Below are 24,399 nucleotides of genomic sequence, written 5' to 3'. Positions count from 1 at the left end.
CACTCTTCGGCACCTATCCACGCATGTCGCCCATGCAGCTCACGCTCCAGTCGTCGAACATAACGATGCTTGCACATCCAACTCTCGATAGGATGACCGCAATGGGGCTGGTCGGCATGGCCAGGGCGTTTGACGAACTTGCTGCCAACACCGAAGCAGATAGTCTGACCCATCCTGAATGGCTGGCCCTCCTGCTCGATCGCGAATGGGGCTTCCGCCATGATCGCAAGCTCTCCGCCAGGTTACGGTTCGCGAAGTTGCGGCATCAGGCATCCCCGGAGGATATTGATTATCGAAGCGCTCGCGGGCTGGATCGCGCATTACTGGTAAAGCTGGTCGCAGGAGACTGGATCGGCGCGCACGACAATCTGGTGATCACCGGGCCCACCGGCGTCGGCAAAAGCTGGCTCGCCTGCGTGCTCGGGCACAAGGCCTGTCGAGACGATCGCTCAGTGCTCTATCAACGTGTTCCGAAGCTGTTCGCCAGCCTCGCGCTCGCGCGGGGCGATGGTCGGCACGAACGGTTCCTGCGCAAGCTCGGCAGTGTTCAACTCCTGGTCCTGGACGACTGGGGCCTTGAACCACTCGACGCGCTCGCCCGCCACGATCTGCTCGAAATCCTGGAAAAACGCTATGGACGTCGCTCAACCATCGTGACCAGTCAGCTTCCCGTGACCAGTTGGCATCAGGTGATCGCGGACCCCACATACGCCGACGCGATCCTCGACCGCCTGGTTCACAATGCACATCGCCTTGACCTCGATGGCGACAGCATGCGGCGCTCAAAAGGCAATCGGCCCGCTTGACGTAGGCTTCAAACGAAACAACAACAATCATTGCCGACAAGGCCCCGTTTCGGGGGCGACATCATCCCGGAGTTAAGGGGCGCGATCATCTCGGAAGCGAGGGGCGGCTTCGTCGGAATTAGCAGACTTTGGGGTGGGCTGGGCCTCCTGAGCCTCGGCTGGACCGCCGCTTACCAGTAGGGATTTCGATAACAAGAATGTCGAAGCCGCCGCGATGTTTACCGACACGCAGTTGAGGATACCCAAGGCGCCCGCCAATGCGAGGATTTCCCTACGCGCAGACATGTCGACCGGCGGTTCGCGCGATGCAACTACAATCAAGACATTCCGTCCATTTTTCCATGCGCAACTTTATGAGACCATCATGGGCTATCTGACGCCGGCCAACAGCGTCGATGCGGGGATCCGCTTGTTGGCTGATCCCGGCCCCAAGCTCACTCTTCAGGCCTATGCCCGGCGCTTCTGGCGCTATGCCATGCGGGATGTGATATATGGAAGAGGCTTTGCATCGCTGACTGGAACCGGAAATTACGACTCTAATGCCGTAGGTGATCTAATCGCCGCGAGCGGTAGAATACAGTTCAACGAGCATCTCAGTTTCACATTGAACGGCGGAATATTTTCGTCGTCGGCAGACGCGGCAGGATCAGGATTGCGAAACACGAAAACGCTCACCCCCGAGATGCTTTATATGTTTAAGTACGTACCGAGTATTTGGGTGGCATGGAACATACGAGGTCGACAATTTTGCTGGTGCCGTGCTGACCGATATTTCGTGCTGAACGATTTATTTTTCAGATATCTGCCGATTCTTAGAGCCTGTCTTGAATCTCATGCGTAACGAGCGATGCGTCGGATTAGGACATTGGCAGCGGCGGCATAGAGAAGCGCGGTTGCGGATTTGACGGTCCGCTCGAAGTCTTTGGCTAGGCGGCGATTGCGGTTGATCCATGCGAAGGTGCGTTCGACGACCCATCGTCTGGGATGGACGACGAAGCCGGTCTGATCAGCGAATTTACGGACGATTTCGATCGTAATGGAGGTGGCGCCCCGGACGCGATCGCTGTTGTAGGCGCTGTCGGCATAGGTGCGCTCGACGAAGGGATGCCGCTGGCGAGACTGCTGGAGCAAGGGCACCGCACCGTCGCGGTCTTGCACATCGGCAGAATGGACCAGCATCATAAGGGTGCGACCATCGGTATCCACCATTGCATGGCGTTTGCGTCCCATGGTCTTCTTGCCTGCGTCGTAACCGCGAGGTCCGCCTGCTTCGGTCGTCTTCACGCTCTGGCTGTCGATGACTGCGGCCGATGGCGCTGGTTCTCGCCCAGTCCGGATGCGATCGATCTGCACGAGATGATGATTGAGGCTTTCGAATACCCCATCGTCGCGCAAGGTGCAGAACCATCGGTAGACCGTGCGCCATGGCGGAAAACTGTCGGGCAAAAGCCGCCAAGGACATCCTGCCCGTAGCAGATAGAAAATGGCTTCGACGATCTCGCGCATCGGCCAGCATCGCCGTCGTCCGCGCTGGCACGGCGCAGGCAAATATGGTTCAATCAAATGCCATTCTGCGTCGGTAAGATCGCTTCCATAGCGAAGCTGTGCGCGGCTATGATGCCCGCGGGCGGTCGGGTTCCACATGATGGCTTCCAAGGTTGGTGTCGCAACCCCTCGGAATCATATCGAAACCCGATCGTCCACCATTACGAGACCGTTCTGACACAGACTCTTACACTGGATGCGAACGGCGGCAAAGTCCCAGAACGCGGCGATCGATATGAACGAACCCGACGAACCGGCATACTCAGCAGCAGTAGATCAAAAAACCCCTTTCTTTCCCCGAGCGCGAACGGTGCCTCGTCCAAAAATCTTCCGTTCGGCTCTGATAGATTTGCCGGTCCGCTCTTCCTGTCAGTGGCCACGAGTAGATACAAAAAGGTCCGGCAGCGTGCTGGTGGCTAGATTTACTTTGGCGCGAGCAACGCCAGAACTGCGAAGCTGGTGAGCCAGTGCTCTCCCATATAATCACCAGCCACATGCCGCAGCGCTGCCTCAAGATGTTCGTTCGCCAAAAGCATCAGCGCCTTTTGCGTTTCCTCATCGTCAAGCGCATCTGCGATAACGCGCAGACACCAGGCCCGGCTGAGATTGAGACCATCGAGATGAGCGATCTTTCCGTCGGTGCGGTCGGAAACGAGCACGGGGCGGCATTCGTTCTCAAGCCAGCCATTGGCAATCACCAGGGCTCGGAACCAGGGAGCGAAAGTCCGCTTCGAACGAGTCTCGGTCATCAATAGTGCCGCAGTGAGAACGGGCGAGAGAAATTCGTCGCCACCCGGCTCCCAACCGCGATAATCGGCACGGTTGCCAAAGGCTCGCTCTGCCCACGCGTCGATCAAGGTCACCATTGCCTCGTCGCGACCCAACGCCCAACGTCGTGCTAGGATCAGCGCAAAAGCCGTATTGAAATGCGTGCCCACGGTAATCGGGTAAGTCAGTATCCGAAGGTAATCGCAAAGGCGCGCCGCGAAAGCCAGCGCCAAGGGTTCAATACGGACAGACCATTCGCGATCATCGTGCCGTTCAGCCTCAAGATGCAGGTATAGCAGCCAACTCCATCCGTAGGGCCTCTCGAAGCCGCGCGACATCGGCCGGTCGAGATAGGCCAGTTCGACCGCAAGCTTGGCAACCGTAAAGGTTTCGTCAGCTAGCGCTTCGATTGGCCCAGCTTCGGCCATGCCGGGATATTGCCGCCTTAACGTCAGTAAGGTCCACCATCCGTGCACGCAGCTGTGCCAGTCAAAGCTGCCGAAGAAAACCGGGTGGGCCATGCGCGGGGCCCGGACGTCCTGGTCGCTCTCGAAGACATGGTCGTCCTTGTAGGGATAGGGCCGCGTCACGTGGCCAAGCGCTATCCTTGCGAAATTACGGGCAATATCTTCGGTCAGTTCCACAACAGGAAAGCCCCTACATAAATGATGACAATATTGCAGACCAGCAGCGGAAGAGCGGTCCCGATCTGTTGGCGGATCACCCCATGCTGATCTTTCAGCGCAAGCAGCGCGGCGGGAACGATGTTGAAGTTAGCCGCCATCGGGGTCAACAGCGTTCCGCAGAAGCCGGCGAGCATGCCAACTGCGCCGATCACCGCCGGGTTGCCGCCATATTGCTGGACCAGTAACGGAATTCCGATCGCAGCTGCCATGACCGGAAAGGCAGCAAAGGCATTCCCCATGATCACCGTGAACAACGCCATGCCCAGCGCAAAAACGGCCACTGTCAGAAAAACGCTACCGGCAGGTATGATATCACCGGCAAGGCCACCAATGATTTCGCCAACGCCCGCCAGGGCGAACACCGCTCCGAGCGCCGCCAACATCTGCGGCAGGATCGCCGCCCAGCCGATCGAGTCGAGCAGCCGCCGCCCCTCCTCGGCCGGAGCCAGAAGCGGCGGGCGCAGCCAAGCGATCGCCAGCGCCAGCGCCGCCACCACACCCAAGCCGAACAGGATCAGCGTTTCGCGCCGCGCCTCGAACAATCCGGTCTCGCCAAAAGGCGTGTAATTGTAGAGCAACGTCCCCGCGACAGCGGTCAGCGGTACCACCAGGGCTGGCAGGAACAACCGGTTGCCGAGCCGCTCCGAAAGCAGCTGCCGTTCCTGGGGCGTCGTCGTCGCCGGATCGCTCCGCGTCAATCCGCCACCCCCCGCAATCGCCACCATCGCCAGCACCAATAGTCCGTTCATGAGATCGGAGACATGACTGCCCAGCAGGAAGCTGGCGGCCAGCAGCGCCCAGAACCCGGCATTGCCCCAGCGCCGATCACGCACGCTGAGCAGCGCCCAAAGCGCGAAGGCCGCGCCCGCCAGCGCATAAAGCCATTCGTAGGTGATCATGGGCGTGCCCTCCCCAAGCGGCGGTCGAAAGCGAGGATGCGGCCCCCGTGGATAACAAAGGCGCAGATTGCAGTGGGGATTGCCCAGATGGAAAGCTGCAACGGGGTCATGGGGTAGCCCGCGCTCTCGAACACGCCCTGGATCAACAGGATCGAGGCAATCGCGAAAAAAATGTCTTCGCCAAAAAACAGGCCCACATTGTCGGTCGCAGCTGCCATGGCCTTGATCTTGTCGCAGTCCTCCTCAGATAGATCGCCATGGTTCTTGACCGCCGCCGCCTCCGCCATCGGGGCCACCAAGGGACGCACGGCCTGCGGATGCCCGCCAATATCCTTCATGCCGAGCGCTGAGGTGAGTTGGCGAAAGGCGAGGTAAGCGACCAGCAGTCGGCCCATGGTCGCGCCACGCATTGCTTCGATGACCGCGCGGGCGCGTTGCTGCAGGCCGTGCCGTTCAAGCAGGCCGATCACCGGCAGAATGATCCATGTGACAGTGATGTAGCGATTGTCATTAAAGGCTTTGCCCAGCGCTTGTATCACAGCAACGAGATCGAGCCCGGCGAGCACACCTGTCGCCAGCGCCGCGCCCACCACCACCATCAGCGGATTGAACCGCAACGCAAAACCAATAACGACGATCGCAATTCCAAGGAGTGGCCAATAGCTCATTGAGACACCTTCCCAAATCCACCGCCACCGGGGGTTAGAATTACAAAACAATCACCCGGTTGCATGTGCGCAGACGCTGTTGCCCCCAACGGCTCACGCGATCCGTCCGCCCTCTCCACCCAGTTCCGGCCAGCCAGTGCATCTTCGCCTCCGCATATCCCGCTTGGCGCAATCCGGCGGCGATTGGCGAGTATGTTGGCACGCATTGGTTCGAGGAAGGTCACGCGCCGTTCGACACCGTCGCCGCCGCAATGCAAACCCGTCCCGCCCGAACCATGGCGGATTGCGAACCGCTCGATCCGCACGGGCAGCCGCGTTTCGAGGATCTCCGGGTCGGTAAGACGGCTGTTGGTCATATGCGTCTGCACAGCGCTCGTCCCGTCATGATCGGGCCCCGCGCCCGAACCGCCGCAGATTGTCTCGTAATATTGGTGATATTCATTACCGAACGTGAAGTTGTTCATCGTCCCCTGGCTCGGCGCAAGGCGTCGGCAAGCGGCGAACAGTGCATCGGTGACCACCTGACTGGTTTCGACATTCCCGGCGACCACGGCTGCGCCGGGCTTCGGGTTCAGCATCGAGCCTTCTGGCACAATCAGTTCGACCGGGCGCAGGCAGCCATCGTTCATTGGAATGGCATCGTCGATCAGCGAGCGCAGCACGTAGAGCGCGGCAGCACGGGTGATCGCGCGCGGCGCATTGAAATTGTCCGGCAACTGGTTGCTGGTGCCTGTGAAGTCGAACACCGCCGAGCGGCTTGCGCGGTCGATGCGGATGGCGACCTTCACTGTCGCGCCATTGTCCATTTCATAGGCAAAGCTGCCATCTTCAAGCCGATCGAGCAGCCGCCGCACGCTTTCTTCGGCATTGGCCAGAACATGATCCATATAGGCCGCCATCACGTCTGGACCGAGATCCATTGCTGCGCCCCGCAGCAGCCCCGCACCGCGCGTGCAGGCGGCGAGCTGGGCGCGCAGATCGGAGAGGTTGCGGTCAGGATTGCGGGCGGGAAATGTCGCTGCTGCCAGCAATTTGCGCATTGCCGCTTCGCAAAACTGCCCTTCGTCAACCAGCAAGCCATTGTCGATCAGGACACCCTCTTCCTCGATCGTCCGGCTTTCCGGCGGCATGGATCCGGGCGCGATCCCGCCAATATCGGCATGGTGCCCGCGCGCTGCAACAAAAGCATCGGGTTCGCTCGCCTCTTCGCTGTAGAACACGGGCACGATCACCGTGATATCGGGTAGGTGCGTGCCGCCACGATAGGGATCATTGAGCACATAAGCATCGCCGCGCCGAAACCCGCGCCCGTCGCGCCCGCTCCCACGCGCATCGATCACCCGCACAATGCTGTCGCCCATGCTGCCAAGATGCACCGGAATGTGCGGCGCGTTGGCGATCAACGCCCCGCTGCGATCGAAAAGTGCGCAGGAAAAATCAAGCCGTTCCTTGATGTTGACCGAGGTCGCGGTGGATTGCAGCACCACCCCCATTTCCTCGGCGATGGCCATGAACAGGTTGTTGAAAATCTCGAGCCGGACCGGATCGACATCCGTTCCCGCCGCGCGCTCACGCCTCAGCGGCACGCTGCGGGTCAGGATCAGGCTTCCTTCATCGGCCAATCGCGCCTGCCAGCCTTCCTCGACCACGGTCGTCGACCCCGGGTCGATGACCAGCAGCGGCCCGGACTCGCATTTGCCAACATCGAAGGCGCGGCGCGACAGAATCTTCCAAGCGCCAGGTACCAGGGCATCACCATCAACCAACGTCTCGGGCAGATCGACCGATGCTGACAGCCCACCCGCCTGCCCGCTCGCCTCGACACTCAGGGCCTCCACCATGATTGCCGCCTGCGCCTCGGAATCGCCGAAGCGCTGGCGGTGCAGTTTGCGGAAGGCTCCATCCATAGCCTCTGGATCGGCGCAAGCTATGGCTAGCTGACTGTCACTGCCAGCAAAGCGCAGCCTTGCGCGGCTGTCGATCCGGATCGCGTCGGCAGCGATGCCCTGATCAAGGAGCTCCTGCCGCGCCTGTTCCTCAAGCGCAGCCAGGTCACGAGCGAAGCTTTCGTCCAGCGGCCGCACGAGACTGACCTCGCGGATGGCCTTCACCGGCGCGAGGCCTATGCCATAGGCCGAGAGCATCCCTGCAAGCGGATGGACCAACACCGTCTCCATCCCTAGCGCATCGGCGACCTTGCAGGCATGCTGTCCGCCCGCTCCGCCAAAGCAAGCAAGCGCATAGGTCGTCACATCGTGCCCGCGCGCGACCGAGATCTTGCGGATGGCGTTGGCCATATTGTCGACCGCGATGGCAAGGAAGCCCTCGGCGATCTCTTCAAGCGGCCTTGGTTCGGGGAGCATTGCGGCAACTTCTTCCAGCCGCCCTCGTGCCGCCACCGGATCAAGCGGGGCATCGCCCTGTGGACCGAACACGGCCGGGAAGAACGCAGGATCGAGGCGACCTAGGAAAAGATTACAGTCGGTGACGGTCAGCGGTCCGCCCTTGCGGTAGCAGGCAGGGCCAGGGTCCGCCCCGGCGCTTTCCGGCCCGACCCTGAAGCGAGCCCCATCAAAGCGGCAGATCGACCCGCCGCCCGCCGCGACTGTATTGATCTGCATCATCGGTGCCGCGACCCGCACCCCCGCAACCACGCTGTCGCCGGTCAGTTCATATTCGCCGGCATAATGTGCAACATCGGTGCTCGTGCCGCCCATGTCGAAGCCAATCAGCCGGGTATGGCCTAGTGGTGCGCTCGCTGCGACCATGCCGACCACGCCGCCTGCTGGGCCGGACAGGATCGCATCCTTGCCGTGAAACGCCCCCACTTCCGCCAGCCCGCCGTTCGACTGCATGAAACGCAGGCTCCCGGTCGCGGGGAGGCTAGCCTCGAGCGCATCGGTGTAGCGCCGCAGAACCGGCGATAGATAGGCATCGACCACCGTCGTATCGCCGCGCGGGATTAGACGGATCAGCGGTGCCACCTCGTGACTGACGCTAACTTGCGTAAACCCGATATCGCGCGCGATCTGCGCGATCCGCGCCTCGTGGTCCCGGTATTTCCACCCGTGCATCAGGATAATCGCAAGAGCATCGAAGCCTTCGGCTCGGAGGGCGTCGAGTTCCTTCCGAACCTGCATGTCATCGAGCTGTTGCAGGACTTTGCCATCAACCCCAACCCGCTCGTCGATCTCAACCACCCGGGCAGGCAGTTGCTCGGGTAACATAATGTGACGGGCAAAAATATCGGGCCGCGCCTGCGTGGCGATCCGCAATGCATCGCCGAAGCCGCGCGTGATGGCCAGCCCCAGCCGTTCCCCCTTACGTTCGAGCAGCGCATTGGTCGCCACCGTCGTGCCGATACGAAGCTCAGCAATCGGTCCTTCGCCATGGCGCAGCATCAGGCGCCGCACGCCTTCGCTGGCGGCATCAGAATAAGATCCGGGGTTCTGCGACAGCAGTTTGTCGGTCACCAGGTCCCCTTCAGGGGTCGTCGCAACGATATCGGTGAAAGTACCGCCACGATCTACCGCAAAGCGCCAGGCCTTCATTCTGCTACTCTTTCTCAAACATGGCCTACGAAATAGGCCGCTGCCATCAGCTTTGTCCAGACTTGGGGCGTCTAGTGGATGTCCGCTTCAGGTGTCGCAATTGCCGGAATCGGCCTTAAAAATCGCCAAAGTCACGAGACTTGCCGTTCGGCAAACGGCCCAGAAGGCGTCACACAAGTCGATGTGGCTTTGCATCGCACGCGCGGGCAAGGCGGGCGTGGAATTAGGTGCAAGACAAGGAGCAGCGGCAGACGTCAAAGAGTTGACGATCGGTGGAGGGCAAATGGGGGTATTCTACCTCGCTTTCCCATCCGCATCCGGCTAGCTTTGTTTTCAATAAGAAGACGGCTGGCCAGCCTGCCAGTTCATTCGAGAAGCGACGGAGCACCTGATGCGGGCCCTTATCCTTTCATTGCTGCTATCGAGCGGTGCCGCAGCAGCAGGTGCGGCGCAAACGCCTCGTCCTGAGGACATTGTCAAGGCCGAGCCCGTTTCGCTCGCGCCCACACAAGATGGCAAACTCGACATCACCCGTTTCCTGCTTGTACGGAGCCCGCGCGGTGCAGTCCTCTCCGCGGACGGGACCCACATTGCCTGGATCAGCGACATCACCGGTTCGCCCCAGATCTGGACGATGCCGGTAAGCGGCGGCTTTCCAGACCAACTCACCTACGGATCGGGCGTAGACTGGCTTGAGCCCGGCCCCTCCGGGCATTGGCTGTACGGCGCTGATACCGATGGAGACGAGCGCGTTGGCATGCACCTGCTCACCATCGACGGAAACAAAGAGCGGACAATCGTTGAGAAATCGCCAGCGTTCCGCAGCTTTGGTGCTTGGAGCCGCGACAGGCGCCGCTTCGCCTATTCCTCGACCGAGCGCAACGGTACCGACTTCGACATCTATGTGACGGACGTCGAGACCGGCCAAAGTCGGCGCGTTTATGATGGAAAGGGCGGTTTCTACGCCGCCGCATGGCAGCCAGGTGGTGATTTGATCGCGGTTAGCGAGACCCGCGGGGGTGGTAATAACCTTCACCTGCTCAACGCCGCAACCGGCGAGATGGCAAACGTTTTCGAGCCGAAGACTATCGCTGAATACAGCTCTATCGCATGGAAGCCCGATGGCAGCGGTTTCTATCTTTCGACCAACCAATCCTCAGACTATCACGAGATCGCTTTTTATGATGTAGGCCGGGGTCGGCTCCAAACGATCATCAAGCCAGGCTTCGATATCGGTCAGATCGCGCTCAGCCCCGATGGCTGCTATCTGGTCTGGACCACGATCGAGACTGGGTTCAGCCGTCTGCACGCGCGCGACTTAAGCACCGGCCACGACATCCCTGTGCCAAAACTGCCCTCAGGCACTATGTTTGTCCATTTCGCTGGCGAGCGGCCATTGCTCCTGATCAGCGCGAACAGCCCGACCAGGGCGGGCGAAGTGCTTTCGTGGGATCTGTCCGCAAAGGATGTCGCCGCCCGTGTTCTGGTGCCGACCGATGCGCCCGGGCTCGACCTGTCGCAGATGGTGGTCCCAGAGCCAGTCCGCTTCGCCGCGCGTGACGGGGCACCGCTCACGGGGCTCCTGTATTTGCCGACGACATCGCCCGACGGCCGCAAGCCGCCAGTGTTCATGCGTATCCATGGCGGCCCCAGTGCTTATGCTACGCCAGGCTTTTCGGCGGACATCCAATATTATGTCGCCCGCGGAATTGCGGTACTCGACTTCAACTATCGTGGTTCGACGGGCCAAGGGAAGACGTTCGAGCAGTTGAATGACCGTGAGAAGAAGGTCGACGAGGTCGGAGATCTGGCCGACGCGGCGGAATGGTTGCGCAAGTCGGGTCAGGTCGATGGTACCCGTATCGCGGTCGGTGGCGGCTCTTATGGCGGCTATCTCACCAACCAGGCGCTTGGCACATATCCCAACATGTTCGTGGCCGGCGTTTCTATCGTGGGTGTATCGGACTGGGTAACAGCGCTTGAGCAAGCCAGCCCCGGACTGAAGGCCGCTGACAAGCTTGAATTCGGTGACATCGCAGATCCCAAGGTCCGCGCCTTCTTTGCCAAGCTGTCGCCGATCAATAACGTAGCCAAGATTACCACGCCGATGCTGGTCATGCACGGAGCGAACGACCCGCGGGATCCGGTCGCCGAGAGCGACCGTTTGGTGGAGGGCATTCGAGCAAGTGGTGGAACCGTCACCTATCTGCGCTTCCCGGACGAAGGACATGGTATCGCCCGCCTTGCCAATCGCGTTCACGGGTATCGCCGCATCGCCGCCTTCCTTGAAGATCGCTTCGGTTTGAGTCGCTGATCAGCCAGTGACAATTTTGCGCTGCCGCCGCCAAGCAGAAAAGCGTCTTGCTTGGCTTGGACACGGCGCAGCAGCCTCCTTGCGGCCCGGCGCTCGTTACGATGCAGTCCCCTTACCCTCAACCGCAAGGGTATCTATCCGTTCGGCCACCTTGCGCGGTGCTTGCTCACCATGCTGCTTCATTACTATGGACACCTCCCCCCACAGAAGCTGGTCGTGCGTCATGCCAGGGTGATCCGTTCGACGGCAATCAGGTCAAAACCGTCACGCACGCCGATGATGGCGACGCGTTTGCCCAGCAGAGGCCGCCAGGTCTTGGTGATCTCCAGTCGCCATTCGCCGCCGTCGGCAACACGCAACACCGGATAGAAGTCGCCTTCCAGAAGAATGCCGGTCAGCTCATGGCGCGTTCCTCTCGGCATCAGCGACAATGCCCCCGCGCATAGCGATCCCACCGCAGGACAGTGCCGGACCTGATCATGGCGCAGCTTATGTCGCCCGTGCCTGGCAGCGTACACCATGCCGCCGTGCGACCGCCCCGCGCCGATCCATTCGACACGCAGCGCATGGCCGACGCCGATACAAGAATATGGCCAGTCCGCGCCTTGCCTTTCGCGCCGCCCAGCAAGCGCACCAGCCGGTCTCGTGCATCAATAGCCGATGCTTTGGGACAGGGGTGCCCCTGTTTGCATGTGCCGTCCATCTCGCGGGCGGCGATACCAGCCAACCGCACCTTTGGACCTTCGGCACACCAGATCGGGCCGTCCCCGTCCCAGACATGGGTCGGCGTACAGGCAAAGGCCTGCCCGGATGCCAGAACGACCGCAGATAGGACGGCAAGCATGAGCCTGACTTCAGCCTTCGGCCAGGATGGTCATGACGTTGTCGAGACTGCCTTTGACGACGATATAATTTCCCTTCTCGAAATTGATCGCGCTAGTGCCGTTCTCACCGCGGTAGCGCCGAACGAAACTGACCCGATCGACATTGACGACCACAAAATCGCCGTCGACCGCTTCCAAACGTACAAATCCGTTCATATCTCTTCCCGATCGCTCAAACCGAGACGCTAGCGGGACGGTGCCGGATTGCACAGCCGCTATACCGTCTATTGCTCAAGATCAGGAAAGCAGCAGACTATTCAGCATGGCTGACCCTGTGCATCACGCGGATGTGCCGCAGGCTTTGCGTCACAGGGGCAGCGTCATCTGGCGGATGTCAGGAATATTCGGGGGATGCTCTATAGCTGCAATGACGCTTTGCGCCAATTCCACCGCGGCCTTCTCGCGCAAGCGCTCGTTGGGTGCGGTAAGGGCAACGCGTGCCCAGGCCGGGGCGTGAAGCAGGCTCTGGGCGAGCCAAAGAGAATCAGGGTGAATCATGGTTGCGATCGTAAAGAACATATCAGGAACGATGCAAGAGGCTTGCGATCAAATTGGCGATCGCTAGGCTCCCCGAATGTGCAATCATTATCGAACCGACCCCGACAAGATCCCCAGTTGGCGGGACTATGCGGGGTTCGATATCCGCCAGCCCAACGCCGCGCTCGCGACGGACGTCTGGCCCAAAAAGCCGGGTATGATCGTCCGCAACGATGACGGGGCGATCCGAAGCGATGTCATGTCCGGGGCGTGCCAACCCACGTCAAAGGCAAGAGCGGAAAGATGCTGGAAAAGCGCGTCACCAATGTGCGGAATCTCAGTAGCCCATTCTGGAAGTCGATGCTGGCCAATCCTCTGCAGCGGTGCCTCGTCCCCTTTTCGACATTTGCGGAACCCAAGATCGGGGAAGGGCGCGATGAGTGGTGGTTCAACGTGATCGACCAGCCGATCGCTGCGTTCGCTGGCATATGGCGGCAAAGCGACCATGGTCCGGTCTATGCGTTTCTAACTTGCGAACCCAATGCGCTGGTCGCGCCGCTGCATCCCAAAGCCATGCCGGTCATAGTTGAACCGGCCGACGCGCGAATGGGCGGCCAGATCCGATAGCAAGTCCCCCAACTACACCACCCGCATTGCCGAGGTGCCCGCCGTAAAGGCGAGATGAGTAAGGTTTGCTGCTGGGGGTCCCTTGTCCGATGTGTCTAAATATCGCCCAACCGGCTGATCTCGAGCGATGAACGATACTGGCAGTGAACGGTCAGCGCTACCCACGATTGGGCATGCAGACAGTCCCTCCCCTTCCCGGTCAAGCACCACCCCAGCCCCAGCACCAGCGTCATGATGCAGACCCACGCGACAGAGCCGGAACCACAGCCTTGATCCAAGCGTCCATGGACCATGGCAACTCCCACTGTAATTGACATTCCCCACACTCTTGGTCGCGACGAGGCCATACGGCGCATGGAGAGGGGCGTTGGCAAACTGGCCTCGCACATCCCGGGCGGCGCAGCCACTGTGACCCATTCATGGCCCAGCGCTGAGCGTCTTGCATTGACGGTCGCGACCATGGGCGTCGAAGTGCCTTGCACCGTTGATGCGGAAGACAATCGGCTGCGGGTGACGCTCCATCTTCCCGGCATGGTGAGCCTGATGTCAGGGCCGATCGCCGCCATAGTAGAGAAGCAGGGCGAACGGCTGATGCTGGACGACAAGGCCGACAGGACGATCTAGGTTCGCGCCACGCGGAACGACATACCATCTACAGAAATCCGTCTTTCCCTGGAGAGGAAATGCCGCCAAGGAACAGCCATGCGTATATTCTCCCTTCTTGCCATCCTATTCCTTGCATGCACACCCGCACAGGCTTGGGGTCCTGTCGGCCACCGCATAACCGGTGCCATCGCCGATGGAAATCTGAGCGGCGTCGCACGCGCTCATGTCCGGCTTTTGCTTGGTGCCGAGGATCTGGCCGAGGCGGCGACCTGGCCCGATGACATGAAGTCCGACCCCGCCGAATATTGGCAGAAGAAGGCTGGCCCCTGGCACTATGTGACCGTCAGGCAAGGGAACCGCTATCAAAGCAAGGACGCGCCGCCAGAGGGTGATGCCATGAGCGCGCTGGATGGTTTTACGGCTACGTTGCGCAATCCCAAATCGTCCGTCGAGGACAAGCGGCTGGCCCTCCGCTTCATCGTGCACATCATCGGCGATCTGCATCAGCCATTGCACGCGGGCGGTGGGGATGACCGGGGCGGCAATGATGTCAAAGTAACGTGGTTCGGGCGCGCGACCAACCTTCATTCGGTGTGGGACTCAGCGATGATCGAGCAGCGGTCCTTGTCCTATTCCGAATATACGCAATGGCTGTCGCGCTCGATTTCGCCCGAGCAGCTAATCGAATGGAGCGATCCTGCGCCTTCGGCCTGGATTGCCGAGAGCATCGCGCTCCGCAAGACGATCTACCCCGCCGACCCCAGCATTTCCTGGGACTATGCGTACAAGCATCGATCGGAGATGGACGATCGACTGAAGCGCGGAGGCGTAAGGATCGCGGCCTATCTCAATTGGGTGTTCGAGCCTGGAACTGGCAAAGACCCCGCCGCACGAACTAAATGACATGCCTCGTCACATAGTGTGAATGTGCCGACGCATTCAGCCAGTGGCTATGCCATTTGCGACTTGGCCGTCCGCCTTAAAATTACAATAGAAACTGTAAATGCTAGCGTCGCGACATCACTACACGCCTTCTTCCGGGAACCACGCCAATTCGGCCTTGGTCTCTTGCGGCCAGATTTCGTCTAACGTCATCGGGTCATAGAGGCGACCATTTTTCATCACAGCGCCAATATTCATGGCGTTCGAAATATCAGCCGTCGGGTCTGCGTCCAAGATCAAGAGATCAGCGAACTTGCCCGGTTCCAGACTGCCTACATCGTCGCTATGGCCGATCACCTCGGCCGATCCGATCGTTGCGGCCTTGAGCGTTTCCATTGGCGTCGCGCCGCCCGCGGCGAAAGCCTGCATCTCCCACTGATAGCCCAGACCCTGCATTTCGCCATGGCTGCCAATGCCCACCAAACCGCCCGCGCGCTGGATAGCTACGGCATCGGCAGCGATCAGGCGCCAGCTTTGCGACTCGGGCGGCATCCAGTGGCGATTGCGGAGCTTTTCAGCGACGATGCCAGGCGGCACGAAATGGCGGAATTTCAGGTCGTCCTGCGGGCGTTTGTTGATGATGAAATCGAACAGTGCCGGGGTCGTGCCATAAGCGACCGAGATGGTGGGCGTGTAACTGGTGCGGCTCTGCGCAAAGAGGCGGACAATGTCCTCCCGCAGCGGTGATACCGGGACGCTATGTTCGTTGCCCGAAAAACCATCGATGGCGTGGGTCAGGTTCAGTACCATGTCGCTGGCACCTTCGGTCGTGGGCATCATGCCCAGATCCTTTGCCGCCTCGACCATATATTGGCGCTGCGCGCGGTCGCCGATCATATAGCTCTTGATGTTGCGCGTGCGATAATGGTCGCGATAGCGGGTAAGGACGTCGATCGCGTCCTGCTTGCTGTGGATTTCAGCATTCACGAACACGCCCGGCCCGGTGGACCAAGCGCGCGGGCCGCGCATCATGCCCGCATCGATCATGTCCTGATAGGCGAAGATGTCGGTGGTAAAGGGCTGGACGTCCAACGCCGAGGTAACGCCATAGGCCAGGTTCGCGGCGAAGTCCCAATGACCCCTGTCATGAATGGCGCGGCGGATTTCTAACCAGTGAGCGTGAGTGTCGACAAAGCCGGGGACGATATATTTGCCGCTGACATCGCGGATGGTCGCACCGCTGGGAATGGCGAGCGAGCCGGATGGGCCGACGGCGACGATGCGGTTGTCGGTAATGACAATATCAGCATTGGCGACGACATCCTGCCCGCCCGCCATCGGTAGCACGGTCGCGCCGCGCAGCACGATGCTGCCCCGGGGCACATCGCGCGGCAGATCGACCGGCAGGGTGAAGCTTTGCGCCTGTGCCTCAGCCCCCTGAGCGGAGGCAGACAGCGCCTGTTCGATCGGCAGGCGCTGGAACGTCGCGCCGACCGACCAGGTGATGGTAGCGCCCTTATCCGCCCAGTCTGTGAAGTCGGCGCCGATCCGGGTCAATTTGTGGCGCGCGACGCTGGCGGCATTCAGGTCGATCGTCGGCGGCTCCGCGCCGTTGGCGGGCGGGACGTCGATCAGGTAGATTTGCGCAAAGGATTTGACGAGCGCGTGTCTGCCGTCGGGGCTGAGGCGCACCTCGTCCACCGGTGCGGGTCCCGGGAAATATTGCCCCAGCCCGGGCGCCAGCACGCGCAGTTCCACTTGCGGATCGCCGCCGGACAGCGGCACCGTGCTGACCCCCACCGGACTGTAGAAAAGGAGGCGACCGTCATCGCCGAAATGGAGCAGCCGGGCACCCGTGGCATGAGTGACGAGTGTGGCAGGGCCACCCCGCGCGTCCATGCGGATAATGTCGGTTGGGCGTGACGGGTCGATTTCTGACACGGCGCGCAGGCGATCATAGTGGTTGGCGCGCAAAGCCACCACCGTCTTGCCGTCGGGCGTAAAGACTGGCTGGGTATAGAAAGCCGGAAATTGGGTCAGTCGCCGGGGTTTGCCGCCGCTCGTCGGCACGGTCCAGACATGGCCGCCTTGCGTAGCGGTCCAGGTTACATAGACGATGCTTTTGCCGTCCGGGGACCAGCCGGGCTGGAAAGCGTCATCGGCCATGATCTGTCTGGGCGTGGCACCTGCGACGAGGCTTTGCACATAAAGGCCGCCGAGTGCGGTGAAGGCGACTCTCTTGCCATCGGGCGACTGGCGGGGGGCCTGGACGACACGGACACGAACCGGGCCGCCCTCTTCCTTCTGATGGACGCGGGTGAGCGGACCAAGGCCGAGATTGACCGGGGCGGTGAATGGAATGTCCGTTCGTGTCCCGCTCGCGATGTCCAGCCGCGCCAGTTTGCCGCCCACGCTCATCAGAAGCGCCTTGTCGCCCGGCATGAAGGTGAAGCGCGGCAGCAGGTCGGCGTAATAGCCGCCATCCTGGCCGTCGCGATCGATCGGAAAGGCGATCCACTTATCCTCGCCCGTTTCCAGATTGCGTAGGCGCAGGCCGTCCTTCTGTCCCCCATTCGCCGTGGTGCGACTGGCATAGGCGAGCAGCTTGCCGTCATGCGACAGCGCCGGGCGCATTGCGCCGCCGGCCGACTGGATGATGGTTTGTTCCACGCCGGTCTTGAGGTCGCGGCGCGCGATCGACCAGTTGGGCAGGTCGTTCTCAGTCCAGGTATGCCCACGCTTGGTGGCGTAGTAGAGGGTGCGGCCATCGGGCGCGGCGACCGCGCCCATGGCGTTCATCCGGGCATCCCAATTGTCGGGCGATCCCGCCTTGGTGATCTGGATGCCGCTGCCGCCATCCTTGTCATACATGAACAGTTCGAACGCCAGGATCGCATGGACGGTGCGCGACACGGTGACGAAGCGGCCGTCGGGAGACCAGGAGGGAGAGCTGTAGATGGCGACGCTGCTGTCGCTGGACAGTTGCTTGAGGCCCGTGCCGTCGGCGTTGGCGATCCACAGGTTGGTGACGCCCGACCGGTCGGAGATGAAGGCGAACTGCTTGCCGTCGGGCGAAAAGACCGGATTGCGCTCGAACGCCATGCCGCTGAGCAGAGGCCGTGCCGTGCCACCGGCTGCGTCGAGGGCATAGATGTCGCCGAGCAGGTCGAACAGGATCGTCTTGCCGTCGGGGGCCATGTCGGGCTGCATCCAGGTGCCTTCATGCGCGTCATAGGCCAGCGTGCGGGTCGGCTGGAGGCTGAGGCCGCCCTTGTCCTGCGCGTTAAGGGCGGGCGCGATCAGAAGGGCGGCGCCAAGCAGGAGGGAAGCGGCAAAACGCATGGCGGCCTTTCTCGCAGGTCTGGATTGTAAAGAAAATGGGGCCGCCTGCCATGTGGCAAGCGACCCCGGTAGGACGGGTTAGAGGCCCCAGTCGAAGCGCAGGCCGATGGTGCGGGGGCGGATGATCGAGCCCTGCGGCGTGAAGGCATCGTTTGCGAATGGGGCGTTCAACACGCCATATTTGTCGAAGACATTGTTCGCGAACGCCATCAGCCGCACCTTTTCGCCCAGGCCCACCGAAGCGCGCAGGTCGAAGACGTTGAAGTCGCCGCGCCGCGACACATCGTCGAAGCTGGTCGGCGCTGAGGACAAATAGCGATGCGCGACATCGAAGGTCGGCGCGCCGGACACGTCGGCAAAGGTCAGGGTCAGGCTGTTGGCCACCGACCATTTGGACGAACCGGGCAGCGTCGTCCCCTTGGGATAGCCGCCCAGCCCTGCCGCATCGAAAGGATAAGGTAGGAATTCGGTGATCTTGGCGTCCTGGTAGGTCACGTTGCTGCTGAAGCGGACCAGGCGGTTGAGGTTCACCGTGCCAGAAAATTCGACGCCCTTAACCCGTGCGCCGCCGGCATTGACGACATAGGAGAAGTAGGATGGTGCCGGGCCGAATAGACGTGCCTGGATATTATCCCAGTCGATCTGGAAACCGGTCAGGTCGATGGCGAAACGGCCGTCGGGAGTCTGCGCCTTGATGCCCGCTTCGTAATTCTTGACCGTGTCGCTTTCATAGGAGGCGGGGATGGTCGGCAGCAGGCCCGCATTGGGGTTGATGCCGCCGACGCGGAAGCCTTCCGAATAGGTCGCATAGGCCATCACGTCCTTGGTCGGGCGGAAGGCGACCGTCACCTTAGGGGTGAAGCCGTCTTCCTTCTGGTTCACGCTGCCGGTGCTGTCGGTCGGCGTATAGCCGCCCGGATAGCCGCCCAGCGCGCCGGCCTGGTTCAGCACGTCGGCTTTCGCGGTGGTGTCGAAATAGCGGCCGCCCACGGTGATTTCGAACTGTTCGATCGGCTTGAACGACAATTCGCCGAACACGCCGAAATCCTCGTTCGTGCTGTTGGTGTAATAGCCGTAGAGGCGATCGCCCGGCGTCAGCTGCGCGCCGCTGAAGCCCCCGAACAGGCCAGGATTGGCGTCGATGAAATCCGCCGCGCCCGCCTGAATGATCTGGTCGTAGCTGGTCTTCTTCGCCTGCATGTAGCTTATGCCGACCAGCCATTTGAATGGCCCTTCGCCCGCCGAAGCCAAGCGCGCCTCCACCGTCTTGATGAGCGCATCCGCGTCGCCCAGCGAATAGGCCGCGCCGTCGCCGGTCGTCACGCCCGTCACATAGGGAGAGGGATAAGAGAAGATGGTGGTGTTGTTCTTCTTGGTGATCGATCCCAGCACCGTCAGGTTGGCGATGTCGCCCACTTCCTGGTCGAGACGCAGGCTGCTCATCCAGAAATCGGTATCCTGCGTTTCGGCGCGCGGCAGATTGCGGACATAGGGGTTGGGCAGGTCGAGATAGGTCTGGTCGTCCAGCTTGCTGTCTTGATAATTGGACAGGAACGTGACCTTGGTCGTTTCACCCAGATGCGCGACGATCGATCCGCGAAGACCCCGGCTGCGGAAATCGTTGGAGCCGTTGACGCCGATGCCCGGATTGTCGAGATAGCCGGCGTCCGAGCGCTGGAAAGCGACCAGGCGCAAAGCGAGTTGATCCTGCACCAGGGGGATGTTGATCATCGCCTTGGCGGCATAGTTGAGTTCGCCGCTGGCATTCTTCGTCGTACCGATCAGGCCGGACGCCGCGGCGTCGATCTTCGACGCATCGGCGACATTGGCAACATAGTTGACCAGACCGCCGAGCGTAGACGAACCGAACAATGTACCCTGCGGCCCGCGCAGCACTTCGACGCGCTGGAGGTCGAACGTGTCGATGTCGGGAATGCCGATCGGGAAACCCGGCTCCACGATGGGCACTTCGTTGAGATAATAGCCGACCGTGGTCTGGCCCTGCTCATGATAGGTGGTAGCGGCAACGCCGCGGATGACGACTTCGGAAATGCCGGGTTGATAGTCGTTGAAGACGACGCCAGGCAGGCGCGTGATATAGTCCGACAGGCTGTTGGCGTTCATCGCCTTGAGCTGTTCGCCAGTCACGGCGCTGATCGGCATCGCGACCTGGCGGATATCTTCGTTGCGCTTGCCCGCCGTCACGATGATGGCGTCGCTATCTTCGGCAGGCGCCTGCGCCAGGACGGGCGCGGCGAACAGGGTCGCTACCGCCAATGCGGCCATGCTGACCGACTTTATGGGCATAATCGTCTTCATGTCTTGTCCCCTTATGCTGGGCCGGGGCGCCGTGTTCGGTCCCCCCCGCCCGGTGATGAAATCGCGTCAGGCGCTAAAGCGTTCGGCGCCGTTCACGATGGTCTTGAGTATCTTCGTCGCGCCGGTCTTGGCCGGGTCGATGGCGAACAGGTCGGCGTCCATGACCACGAAGTCGGCCAGCATCCCCGGCGCGATCCGACCCAGGCGATCATCCTGGAATCCGGCAAAGGCGTTGGTCACGGTATAGGCGCGGAGCGCCTGCGCCATGGTCAGCTTCTGGTCCGGCAGCCAGCCACTCGGATTGGCACCGTCGATCGTCTGGCGAAGCACGGCGGCGGCAACGCCCGTCAGCGGATCGAGCGGCGCGACGGGCCAGTCGGAGCCGAACGCGACCTTCGCGCCGGCGTCGAGCAGCGATTTGAAGGCATAGGTCCCCTTCAACCGTTCCGCGCCGACGCGCTGGATCGCCCAGCGGCCATCGTCAATCGCATGATAGGGCTGCATTGCGGCGATCACCTGCTGTTTGGCGAAACGCGGTATCGCAGCGGCTGAAAGATGTTGGGCATGTTCGATGCGGAAGCGACGGTCGCGCGGGCCGTTATTGGCAGCGGCGGTGGCAAAGATGTCGAGCGCTTCGTCATTGGCCCGGTCACCGATCGCGTGGATGGTGATCTGGAAACCTGCGGCATCGGCGTCGTTGGTCCATTGCTGGACGTCCGCCATCTTGTGCAGCGGCATCCCGCTATTGCCCGGCGCATCGTCATAGGGCTGGTAGAACATCGCAGTGCGCGATCCGAGCGACCCGTCATGTTGCAGCTTCAGCCCGCCCCAGCGCAGCCAGTCGTCGCCGCGGCCTTCGACATCGACCAGCGCCTTGACCTTCGCCCAATCCTGCAACGGCAGGAAGGAATAGAAGCGCATGTCCGTTTCGCCCTTGGCGCGCAGGCGGCGCAGCGCGTCATGGGTCACCCAGTCCAGTTCAGTGGTGTGGACCTGGGTCACGCCCTTCGACAGGCCGTGGGCGATGCCCTTGCGCACGGATGCTTCGCGGTCCGCGTCGGTGAGCGCTGGGATGGCGCGCTTGGCGAGGTCCATCGCGGCGTCTTTCAGGATGCCGGTGGGGTTGCCGTCCTTGTCGCGCACGATGACGCCGCCGGGGACGTTGGGCGTGTTGCGATCAATCCCGGCGGCTTTCAGCGCGGCGCTGTTGAGCGCCAGCATATGCAGGTCGAGCCGCTGCACGGCGACCGGGGTGTCGGGCGTCACCGGGTCTATCCAGCTGCGGTCGGGCAGTTCCCCGCCCCATAGTTCCGCGTCCCAGCTGCCGCCCTGGACCCACTGGCCAGGCTTCAGGCTGCGCGCCGCTTCGCCAACGATACGAGCAAATTCCTGTGGACTTTTCGCTTCGCGCAGATTGGGTTGGGTGAGGAGGTCGGAGCCGATCAGGAAATGGGTGTGGCAATCGATGAAGCCAGGCATGACGAAGGCACCGCCCAGATCGACGACGCGCGTGGCCTTGCTGCTGTGCGCCTTGACCGCCGCGCTGCCCAGCGCTGCTATCCGACCGCCTGCGATGCCGATGGAGGACAGTGCCGGCGCCCCCTGCCCGGTCCAGACCGTGGCGTTGACATAGGCGGTGTCGAGCGACTGCCCCTTCGCCCAACCGCGCCCGGCCAGCAACGCCAGCGCGACGCTCCCTCCGCCCCCGACCAGCAGATTGCGACGGCTGATGCTCATGCCTTTGTCTCCTCTTCTAGGCGCTCTTCATTGTAGAGCCGCATCCAGTCGCGCAGCGGGCCGTGCGCCATGTTGCCGACGATCTCGTTGATGCCTGCCTTCGATTCGTCACGGCCCAGTTTGAACCGGCCGTCGATCGTGCGGACATAGGCGCGAAAGGCGATGATGTGCGGGAGCATGGCGGGCAAGCGCGCTTCGGCGTCACGCACTCGCCACGGTGCCGCACGGCCCTGCTCCATCCGCTCGGTCAGCCGCTCGATTGATTCGCCCGTTTCTTCGGGCACGAAGACGACATCGACCTGGACAGTTGCAGCGGCATAGTTCCAGGTCGGCACCCAGGTCGGATTACTGAGCAATTCTGGGGAGATATAGGCCTGCGGGCCATTGACCAGCACCAATGCGGACGGTTGTTGGCGCAGCAGCGCGACCTGCGGGTTGGCGATCGCCATATGGCCGAGCAGCGCGACCAGCGATCCGTCCGCATCGCATTCCGCCAGCAGCGGTAGCGGGCTCGCCCCGAATCCGGCTGCTCCTGCCGACACCAGCCAGCAAAGCGGGTTCTGGTCGATCAGGGTAACGACATCGTCGGGGTCACGCGGCGGATATTTCATGAGGATGACAATGAGTCGCAATGGACCAGCCAGAAACATCCAATTTGATAAAGTGAAGGGGTCCAAGCCGATTTTTAGCTTTTGGTGCAGTCCTGCAACGCCTGGAGCACGGCGCGGGCCTCCCCCTCGTCCAGGCTAGCAAAGCCCAGGCGCAGGCCGCGTTCAGCGCTGTCGTCGGCGGCATAGCTGTGCGAGGACGCGAAGCTGAGGCCGAGAGCGGGCGCGCGCGCCTCGATCCGATCGAGTGCGGCGAGATCGCGAAAGCGCAGCCAGAAGGCAAGGCCACCGTCGGGCACGCGATAGTCAATCAAGTCGCCCAGCGTCGCGTCCAGGCTGCGGGCGAAAGCATCGCGCCGGGCGGCATAGATTTGCGCGGTCTTGCGGATGTGGCGGCGTACCTCCCCGCTCTGCAGCAGATGCGCAGCGACCAGTTCGGTGATGCTGTTGCCCATGCCGTCGATCAGCGAAATCTGATAGGCGAGCGCGTCGATCACCTGCGGCGCGGCAGCGATGTAACCGATGCGCAGCGCTGGCACGAGCAGCTTCGACATCGACCCGGCATAGATGACCCGCGCGGGCGCATAGCTGGCCATGGGTAGCAGCGGTTGCGCGCCGAAGTGAAATTCATGGTCATAGTCATCCTCGATCACCGCGAAGCCGAATTGGCGCGCCAGCTCGAGCAGGCGCAGGCGCCGGTCGGGTCGCATCGAGACTGTGGTCGGGAATTGGTGGTGCGGCGTGACGAAGATCGCGCGCACGCGATGTTTGCGACAGGCGCGTTCGACGTCAGCGACATCGACGCCATCCTCATCCAGCCCCACGGTCACGATTTCAGCTCCGCAGGCGCGGAAGGCGGCGACGGCGGGTTCGTAGGTGAGCCGCTCGACTAGCACCGCGTCGCCCGGCCGGATCAGGATGCGGGCAGTCAGGAACACGCCCATCTGGCTGCCGCGGGTGATGCAGATATGGTCGGGGCTGACCATCAGGCCGCGCTGGCGCCGCAGCATGTCGGCGATCGCGCTTCGCAGGTCGGGAGATCCGCGCGGGTCGCGATAGGACAGGCTATTGGTGCGGGCGGCATCCTCAGCCGCCTTGCGATAGGCGCGCGCGAGCAGGTCGGCGGGGAGCAGGCGACCGTCCGGCACGCCTTCGTCCAGCTTGCGCCAATGGCCGACCGGGACAGCGATCGGCCGGTCCGGCGCCGCGAGAAACGGATATTCGGTGTCGTCCGGGGCGATGGTCGTTGCGACAGGAAGATGTGGCGTGGTGGCCGTCTCGCCGCGTGGCAGTGACGTCGATACCCGGGTGCCGCGCGTACCTGCGCTCGCCAGCCAGCCTTGCGCGATCAATTCCTCATAGGCAGTGACGATCGTCTTGCGATTGACCTCCAGCGCTTCGGCCAGGTCGCGGCTGCTAGGCAGATAGTCGCCCGGCTGCAGACGGCCGCGCTCAATCTCATGCACTAGACCATGTGCGATCTGCATGTAGCGCGGGCTATCTGGCGCGATCTTGACGCGCTCCTTTAGCAACAAAGTCCAGGGACGAAGCATCAATAGACCATGACGGTCATAGCTGTTGAAATCCAGCATCGGTTTGGCACTAATCGCGCCGACGGGTGGCAGGCTCCTTCTGGCCGGTAACGCTGTGCTTAGCTACTGGATGACGCCGAAGCGATGT

At 61.9% G+C, this 24,399-nt stretch carries 19 protein-coding genes and 1 pseudogene; 6 read left to right on the top strand and 14 right to left on the bottom strand.

The window, feature by feature from the left end; genetic code table 11:
* Positions 1–65 precede the first annotated feature (65 nt).
* On the top strand, positions 66–806 hold the full coding sequence (istB, locus tag SxD43FB_RS18075) for an IS21-like element helper ATPase IstB (RefSeq protein WP_096063391.1): 741 nt from the start codon (positions 66–68) through the stop codon (positions 804–806).
* Positions 807–1,008: 202 nt separating this feature from the next.
* Positions 1,009–1,647: pseudogene (locus SxD43FB_RS18070) on the top strand (alginate export family protein); the annotation flags it as partial.
* On the opposite strand, the gene SxD43FB_RS18065 reads toward SxD43FB_RS18070, so the two are convergent.
* From SxD43FB_RS18065 to SxD43FB_RS18045, 5 genes are all read right to left on the bottom strand, one after another.
* A complete protein-coding gene (locus tag SxD43FB_RS18065; RefSeq protein WP_096063390.1) occupies positions 1,638–2,450 on the bottom strand; it encodes an IS5 family transposase in 813 nt (270 codons plus the stop codon). The pseudogene SxD43FB_RS18070 and the gene SxD43FB_RS18065 sit on opposite strands and share 10 nt — an antisense overlap.
* A gap of 323 nt (positions 2,451–2,773) precedes the next feature.
* On the bottom strand, positions 2,774–3,763 hold the full coding sequence (locus SxD43FB_RS18060; protein WP_096063375.1) for a DUF2891 domain-containing protein: 990 nt from the start codon (positions 3,761–3,763) through the stop codon (positions 2,774–2,776).
* Positions 3,754–4,704: a DUF979 domain-containing protein gene (locus SxD43FB_RS18055; RefSeq protein WP_096063374.1), complete on the bottom strand. Its 951-nt coding sequence runs from the start codon at positions 4,702–4,704 to the stop codon at positions 3,754–3,756. Before SxD43FB_RS18055 ends, SxD43FB_RS18060 begins: the two co-directional genes overlap by 10 nt.
* On the bottom strand, positions 4,701–5,372 hold the full coding sequence (locus tag SxD43FB_RS18050) for a DUF969 domain-containing protein (protein WP_096063373.1): 672 nt from the start codon (positions 5,370–5,372) through the stop codon (positions 4,701–4,703). Before SxD43FB_RS18050 ends, SxD43FB_RS18055 begins: the two co-directional genes overlap by 4 nt.
* Positions 5,369–8,923 carry a hydantoinase B/oxoprolinase family protein gene (locus SxD43FB_RS18045; RefSeq protein WP_096063372.1) on the bottom strand — a complete coding sequence of 1,185 codons (3,555 nt, stop codon included), beginning with the start codon at positions 8,921–8,923 and terminating at the stop codon, positions 5,369–5,371. Before SxD43FB_RS18045 ends, SxD43FB_RS18050 begins: the two co-directional genes overlap by 4 nt.
* Before the next feature lie 391 nt (positions 8,924–9,314).
* Here SxD43FB_RS18045 and SxD43FB_RS18040 point away from each other — a divergent pair, with 391 nt between their 5' ends.
* Complete coding sequence (locus tag SxD43FB_RS18040) at positions 9,315–11,237, top strand: S9 family peptidase (RefSeq protein WP_096063371.1); 1,923 nt, start codon at positions 9,315–9,317, stop codon at positions 11,235–11,237.
* A 221-nt stretch (positions 11,238–11,458) separates the two neighbouring features.
* Here the strand turns inward: SxD43FB_RS18040 and SxD43FB_RS18035 are convergent, their stop codons facing one another.
* The 4 genes from SxD43FB_RS18035 to SxD43FB_RS18020 all read right to left on the bottom strand — a co-directional run bounded on the left by SxD43FB_RS18035 (position 11,459) and on the right by SxD43FB_RS18020 (position 12,640).
* A complete protein-coding gene (locus tag SxD43FB_RS18035; protein WP_096063370.1) occupies positions 11,459–11,659 on the bottom strand; it encodes a DUF5818 domain-containing protein in 201 nt (66 codons plus the stop codon).
* A complete protein-coding gene (locus SxD43FB_RS18030; RefSeq protein ID WP_096063369.1) occupies positions 11,659–12,081 on the bottom strand; it encodes a hypothetical protein in 423 nt (140 codons plus the stop codon). The genes SxD43FB_RS18035 and SxD43FB_RS18030 overlap by 1 nt, the downstream gene beginning before the upstream one ends.
* A 10-nt stretch (positions 12,082–12,091) precedes the next feature.
* Positions 12,092–12,277, bottom strand: coding sequence for a hypothetical protein (locus tag SxD43FB_RS18025; RefSeq protein ID WP_096063368.1), 186 nt, complete (start codon positions 12,275–12,277; stop codon positions 12,092–12,094).
* Between the two features lie 150 nt (positions 12,278–12,427).
* Positions 12,428–12,640, bottom strand: coding sequence for a DUF6771 family protein (locus tag SxD43FB_RS18020; RefSeq protein ID WP_235955182.1), 213 nt, complete (start codon positions 12,638–12,640; stop codon positions 12,428–12,430).
* A 261-nt stretch (positions 12,641–12,901) separates the two neighbouring features.
* Here SxD43FB_RS18020 and SxD43FB_RS25990 point away from each other — a divergent pair, with 261 nt between their 5' ends.
* The 3 genes from SxD43FB_RS25990 to SxD43FB_RS18000 all read left to right on the top strand — a co-directional run bounded on the left by SxD43FB_RS25990 (position 12,902) and on the right by SxD43FB_RS18000 (position 14,734).
* Positions 12,902–13,225: an SOS response-associated peptidase family protein gene (locus tag SxD43FB_RS25990; protein ID WP_255245797.1), complete on the top strand. Its 324-nt coding sequence runs from the start codon at positions 12,902–12,904 to the stop codon at positions 13,223–13,225.
* Between the two features lie 291 nt (positions 13,226–13,516).
* Positions 13,517–13,849 carry a polyhydroxyalkanoic acid system family protein gene (locus SxD43FB_RS18005; RefSeq protein WP_096063366.1) on the top strand — a complete coding sequence of 111 codons (333 nt, stop codon included), beginning with the start codon at positions 13,517–13,519 and terminating at the stop codon, positions 13,847–13,849.
* A gap of 78 nt (positions 13,850–13,927) precedes the next feature.
* Positions 13,928–14,734 (top strand): S1/P1 nuclease, encoded by an 807-nt coding sequence (locus SxD43FB_RS18000; protein WP_096063365.1) that lies wholly within the window; start codon positions 13,928–13,930, stop codon positions 14,732–14,734.
* Positions 14,735–14,854: 120 nt separating this feature from the next.
* On the opposite strand, the gene SxD43FB_RS17995 is transcribed toward SxD43FB_RS18000, so the two are convergent.
* The 5 genes from SxD43FB_RS17995 to SxD43FB_RS17975 form a co-directional block, all read right to left on the bottom strand.
* Positions 14,855–18,055 carry an amidohydrolase family protein gene (locus SxD43FB_RS17995; RefSeq protein ID WP_096063364.1) on the bottom strand — a complete coding sequence of 1,067 codons (3,201 nt, stop codon included), beginning with the start codon at positions 18,053–18,055 and terminating at the stop codon, positions 14,855–14,857.
* Between the two features lie 78 nt (positions 18,056–18,133).
* Positions 18,134–20,374 carry a TonB-dependent receptor gene (locus tag SxD43FB_RS17990; protein WP_096063363.1) on the bottom strand — a complete coding sequence of 747 codons (2,241 nt, stop codon included), beginning with the start codon at positions 20,372–20,374 and terminating at the stop codon, positions 18,134–18,136.
* Positions 20,375–20,440: 66 nt separating this feature from the next.
* A complete protein-coding gene (locus tag SxD43FB_RS17985) occupies positions 20,441–22,111 on the bottom strand; it encodes an amidohydrolase (RefSeq protein ID WP_096063362.1) in 1,671 nt (556 codons plus the stop codon).
* Positions 22,108–22,743 (bottom strand): FMN-binding negative transcriptional regulator, encoded by a 636-nt coding sequence (locus tag SxD43FB_RS17980; protein ID WP_255245796.1) that lies wholly within the window; start codon positions 22,741–22,743, stop codon positions 22,108–22,110. The genes SxD43FB_RS17985 and SxD43FB_RS17980 overlap by 4 nt, the downstream gene beginning before the upstream one ends.
* Before the next feature lie 53 nt (positions 22,744–22,796).
* A complete protein-coding gene (locus SxD43FB_RS17975) occupies positions 22,797–24,272 on the bottom strand; it encodes a PLP-dependent aminotransferase family protein (protein ID WP_096063387.1) in 1,476 nt (491 codons plus the stop codon).
* Between the last annotated feature and the right edge of the window lie 127 nt (positions 24,273–24,399).

This window comes from Sphingobium sp. D43FB (genome assembly GCF_002312805.1).
Classification (GTDB): Bacteria; Pseudomonadota; Alphaproteobacteria; order Sphingomonadales; family Sphingomonadaceae; genus Sphingobium.
Note: the sequence above shows the minus strand (reverse complement) of the source record. Positions and strands in the feature narration are given on the sequence as shown.

Bases quoted from the DNA above. Each gene is read 5' to 3' on its own strand.
- istB (WP_096063391.1), top strand. From the start codon at position 66: ATGCTTGCACATCCAACTCTCGATAGGATGACCGCAATGGGGCTGGTC.
- SxD43FB_RS18065 (WP_096063390.1), bottom strand. From the start codon at position 2,450: ATGTGGAACCCGACCGCCCGCGGGCATCATAGCCGCGCACAGCTTCGC.
- SxD43FB_RS18055 (WP_096063374.1), bottom strand. From the start codon at position 4,704: ATGATCACCTACGAATGGCTTTATGCGCTGGCGGGCGCGGCCTTCGCG.
- SxD43FB_RS18050 (WP_096063373.1), bottom strand. From the start codon at position 5,372: ATGAGCTATTGGCCACTCCTTGGAATTGCGATCGTCGTTATTGGTTTT.
- SxD43FB_RS18045 (WP_096063372.1), bottom strand. From the start codon at position 8,923: ATGAAGGCCTGGCGCTTTGCGGTAGATCGTGGCGGTACTTTCACCGAT.
- SxD43FB_RS18040 (WP_096063371.1), top strand. From the start codon at position 9,315: ATGCGGGCCCTTATCCTTTCATTGCTGCTATCGAGCGGTGCCGCAGCA.
- SxD43FB_RS18035 (WP_096063370.1), bottom strand. From the start codon at position 11,659: ATGCCGAGAGGAACGCGCCATGAGCTGACCGGCATTCTTCTGGAAGGC.
- SxD43FB_RS18030 (WP_096063369.1), bottom strand. From the start codon at position 12,081: ATGCTTGCCGTCCTATCTGCGGTCGTTCTGGCATCCGGGCAGGCCTTT.
- SxD43FB_RS18025 (WP_096063368.1), bottom strand. From the start codon at position 12,277: ATGAACGGATTTGTACGTTTGGAAGCGGTCGACGGCGATTTTGTGGTC.
- SxD43FB_RS18020 (WP_235955182.1), bottom strand. From the start codon at position 12,640: ATGTTCTTTACGATCGCAACCATGATTCACCCTGATTCTCTTTGGCTC.
- SxD43FB_RS25990 (WP_255245797.1), top strand. From the start codon at position 12,902: ATGCTGGAAAAGCGCGTCACCAATGTGCGGAATCTCAGTAGCCCATTC.
- SxD43FB_RS18005 (WP_096063366.1), top strand. From the start codon at position 13,517: ATGGCAACTCCCACTGTAATTGACATTCCCCACACTCTTGGTCGCGAC.
- SxD43FB_RS18000 (WP_096063365.1), top strand. From the start codon at position 13,928: ATGCGTATATTCTCCCTTCTTGCCATCCTATTCCTTGCATGCACACCC.
- SxD43FB_RS17995 (WP_096063364.1), bottom strand. From the start codon at position 18,055: ATGCGTTTTGCCGCTTCCCTCCTGCTTGGCGCCGCCCTTCTGATCGCG.
- SxD43FB_RS17990 (WP_096063363.1), bottom strand. From the start codon at position 20,374: ATGAAGACGATTATGCCCATAAAGTCGGTCAGCATGGCCGCATTGGCG.
- SxD43FB_RS17985 (WP_096063362.1), bottom strand. From the start codon at position 22,111: ATGAGCATCAGCCGTCGCAATCTGCTGGTCGGGGGCGGAGGGAGCGTC.
- SxD43FB_RS17975 (WP_096063387.1), bottom strand. From the start codon at position 24,272: ATGCTTCGTCCCTGGACTTTGTTGCTAAAGGAGCGCGTCAAGATCGCG.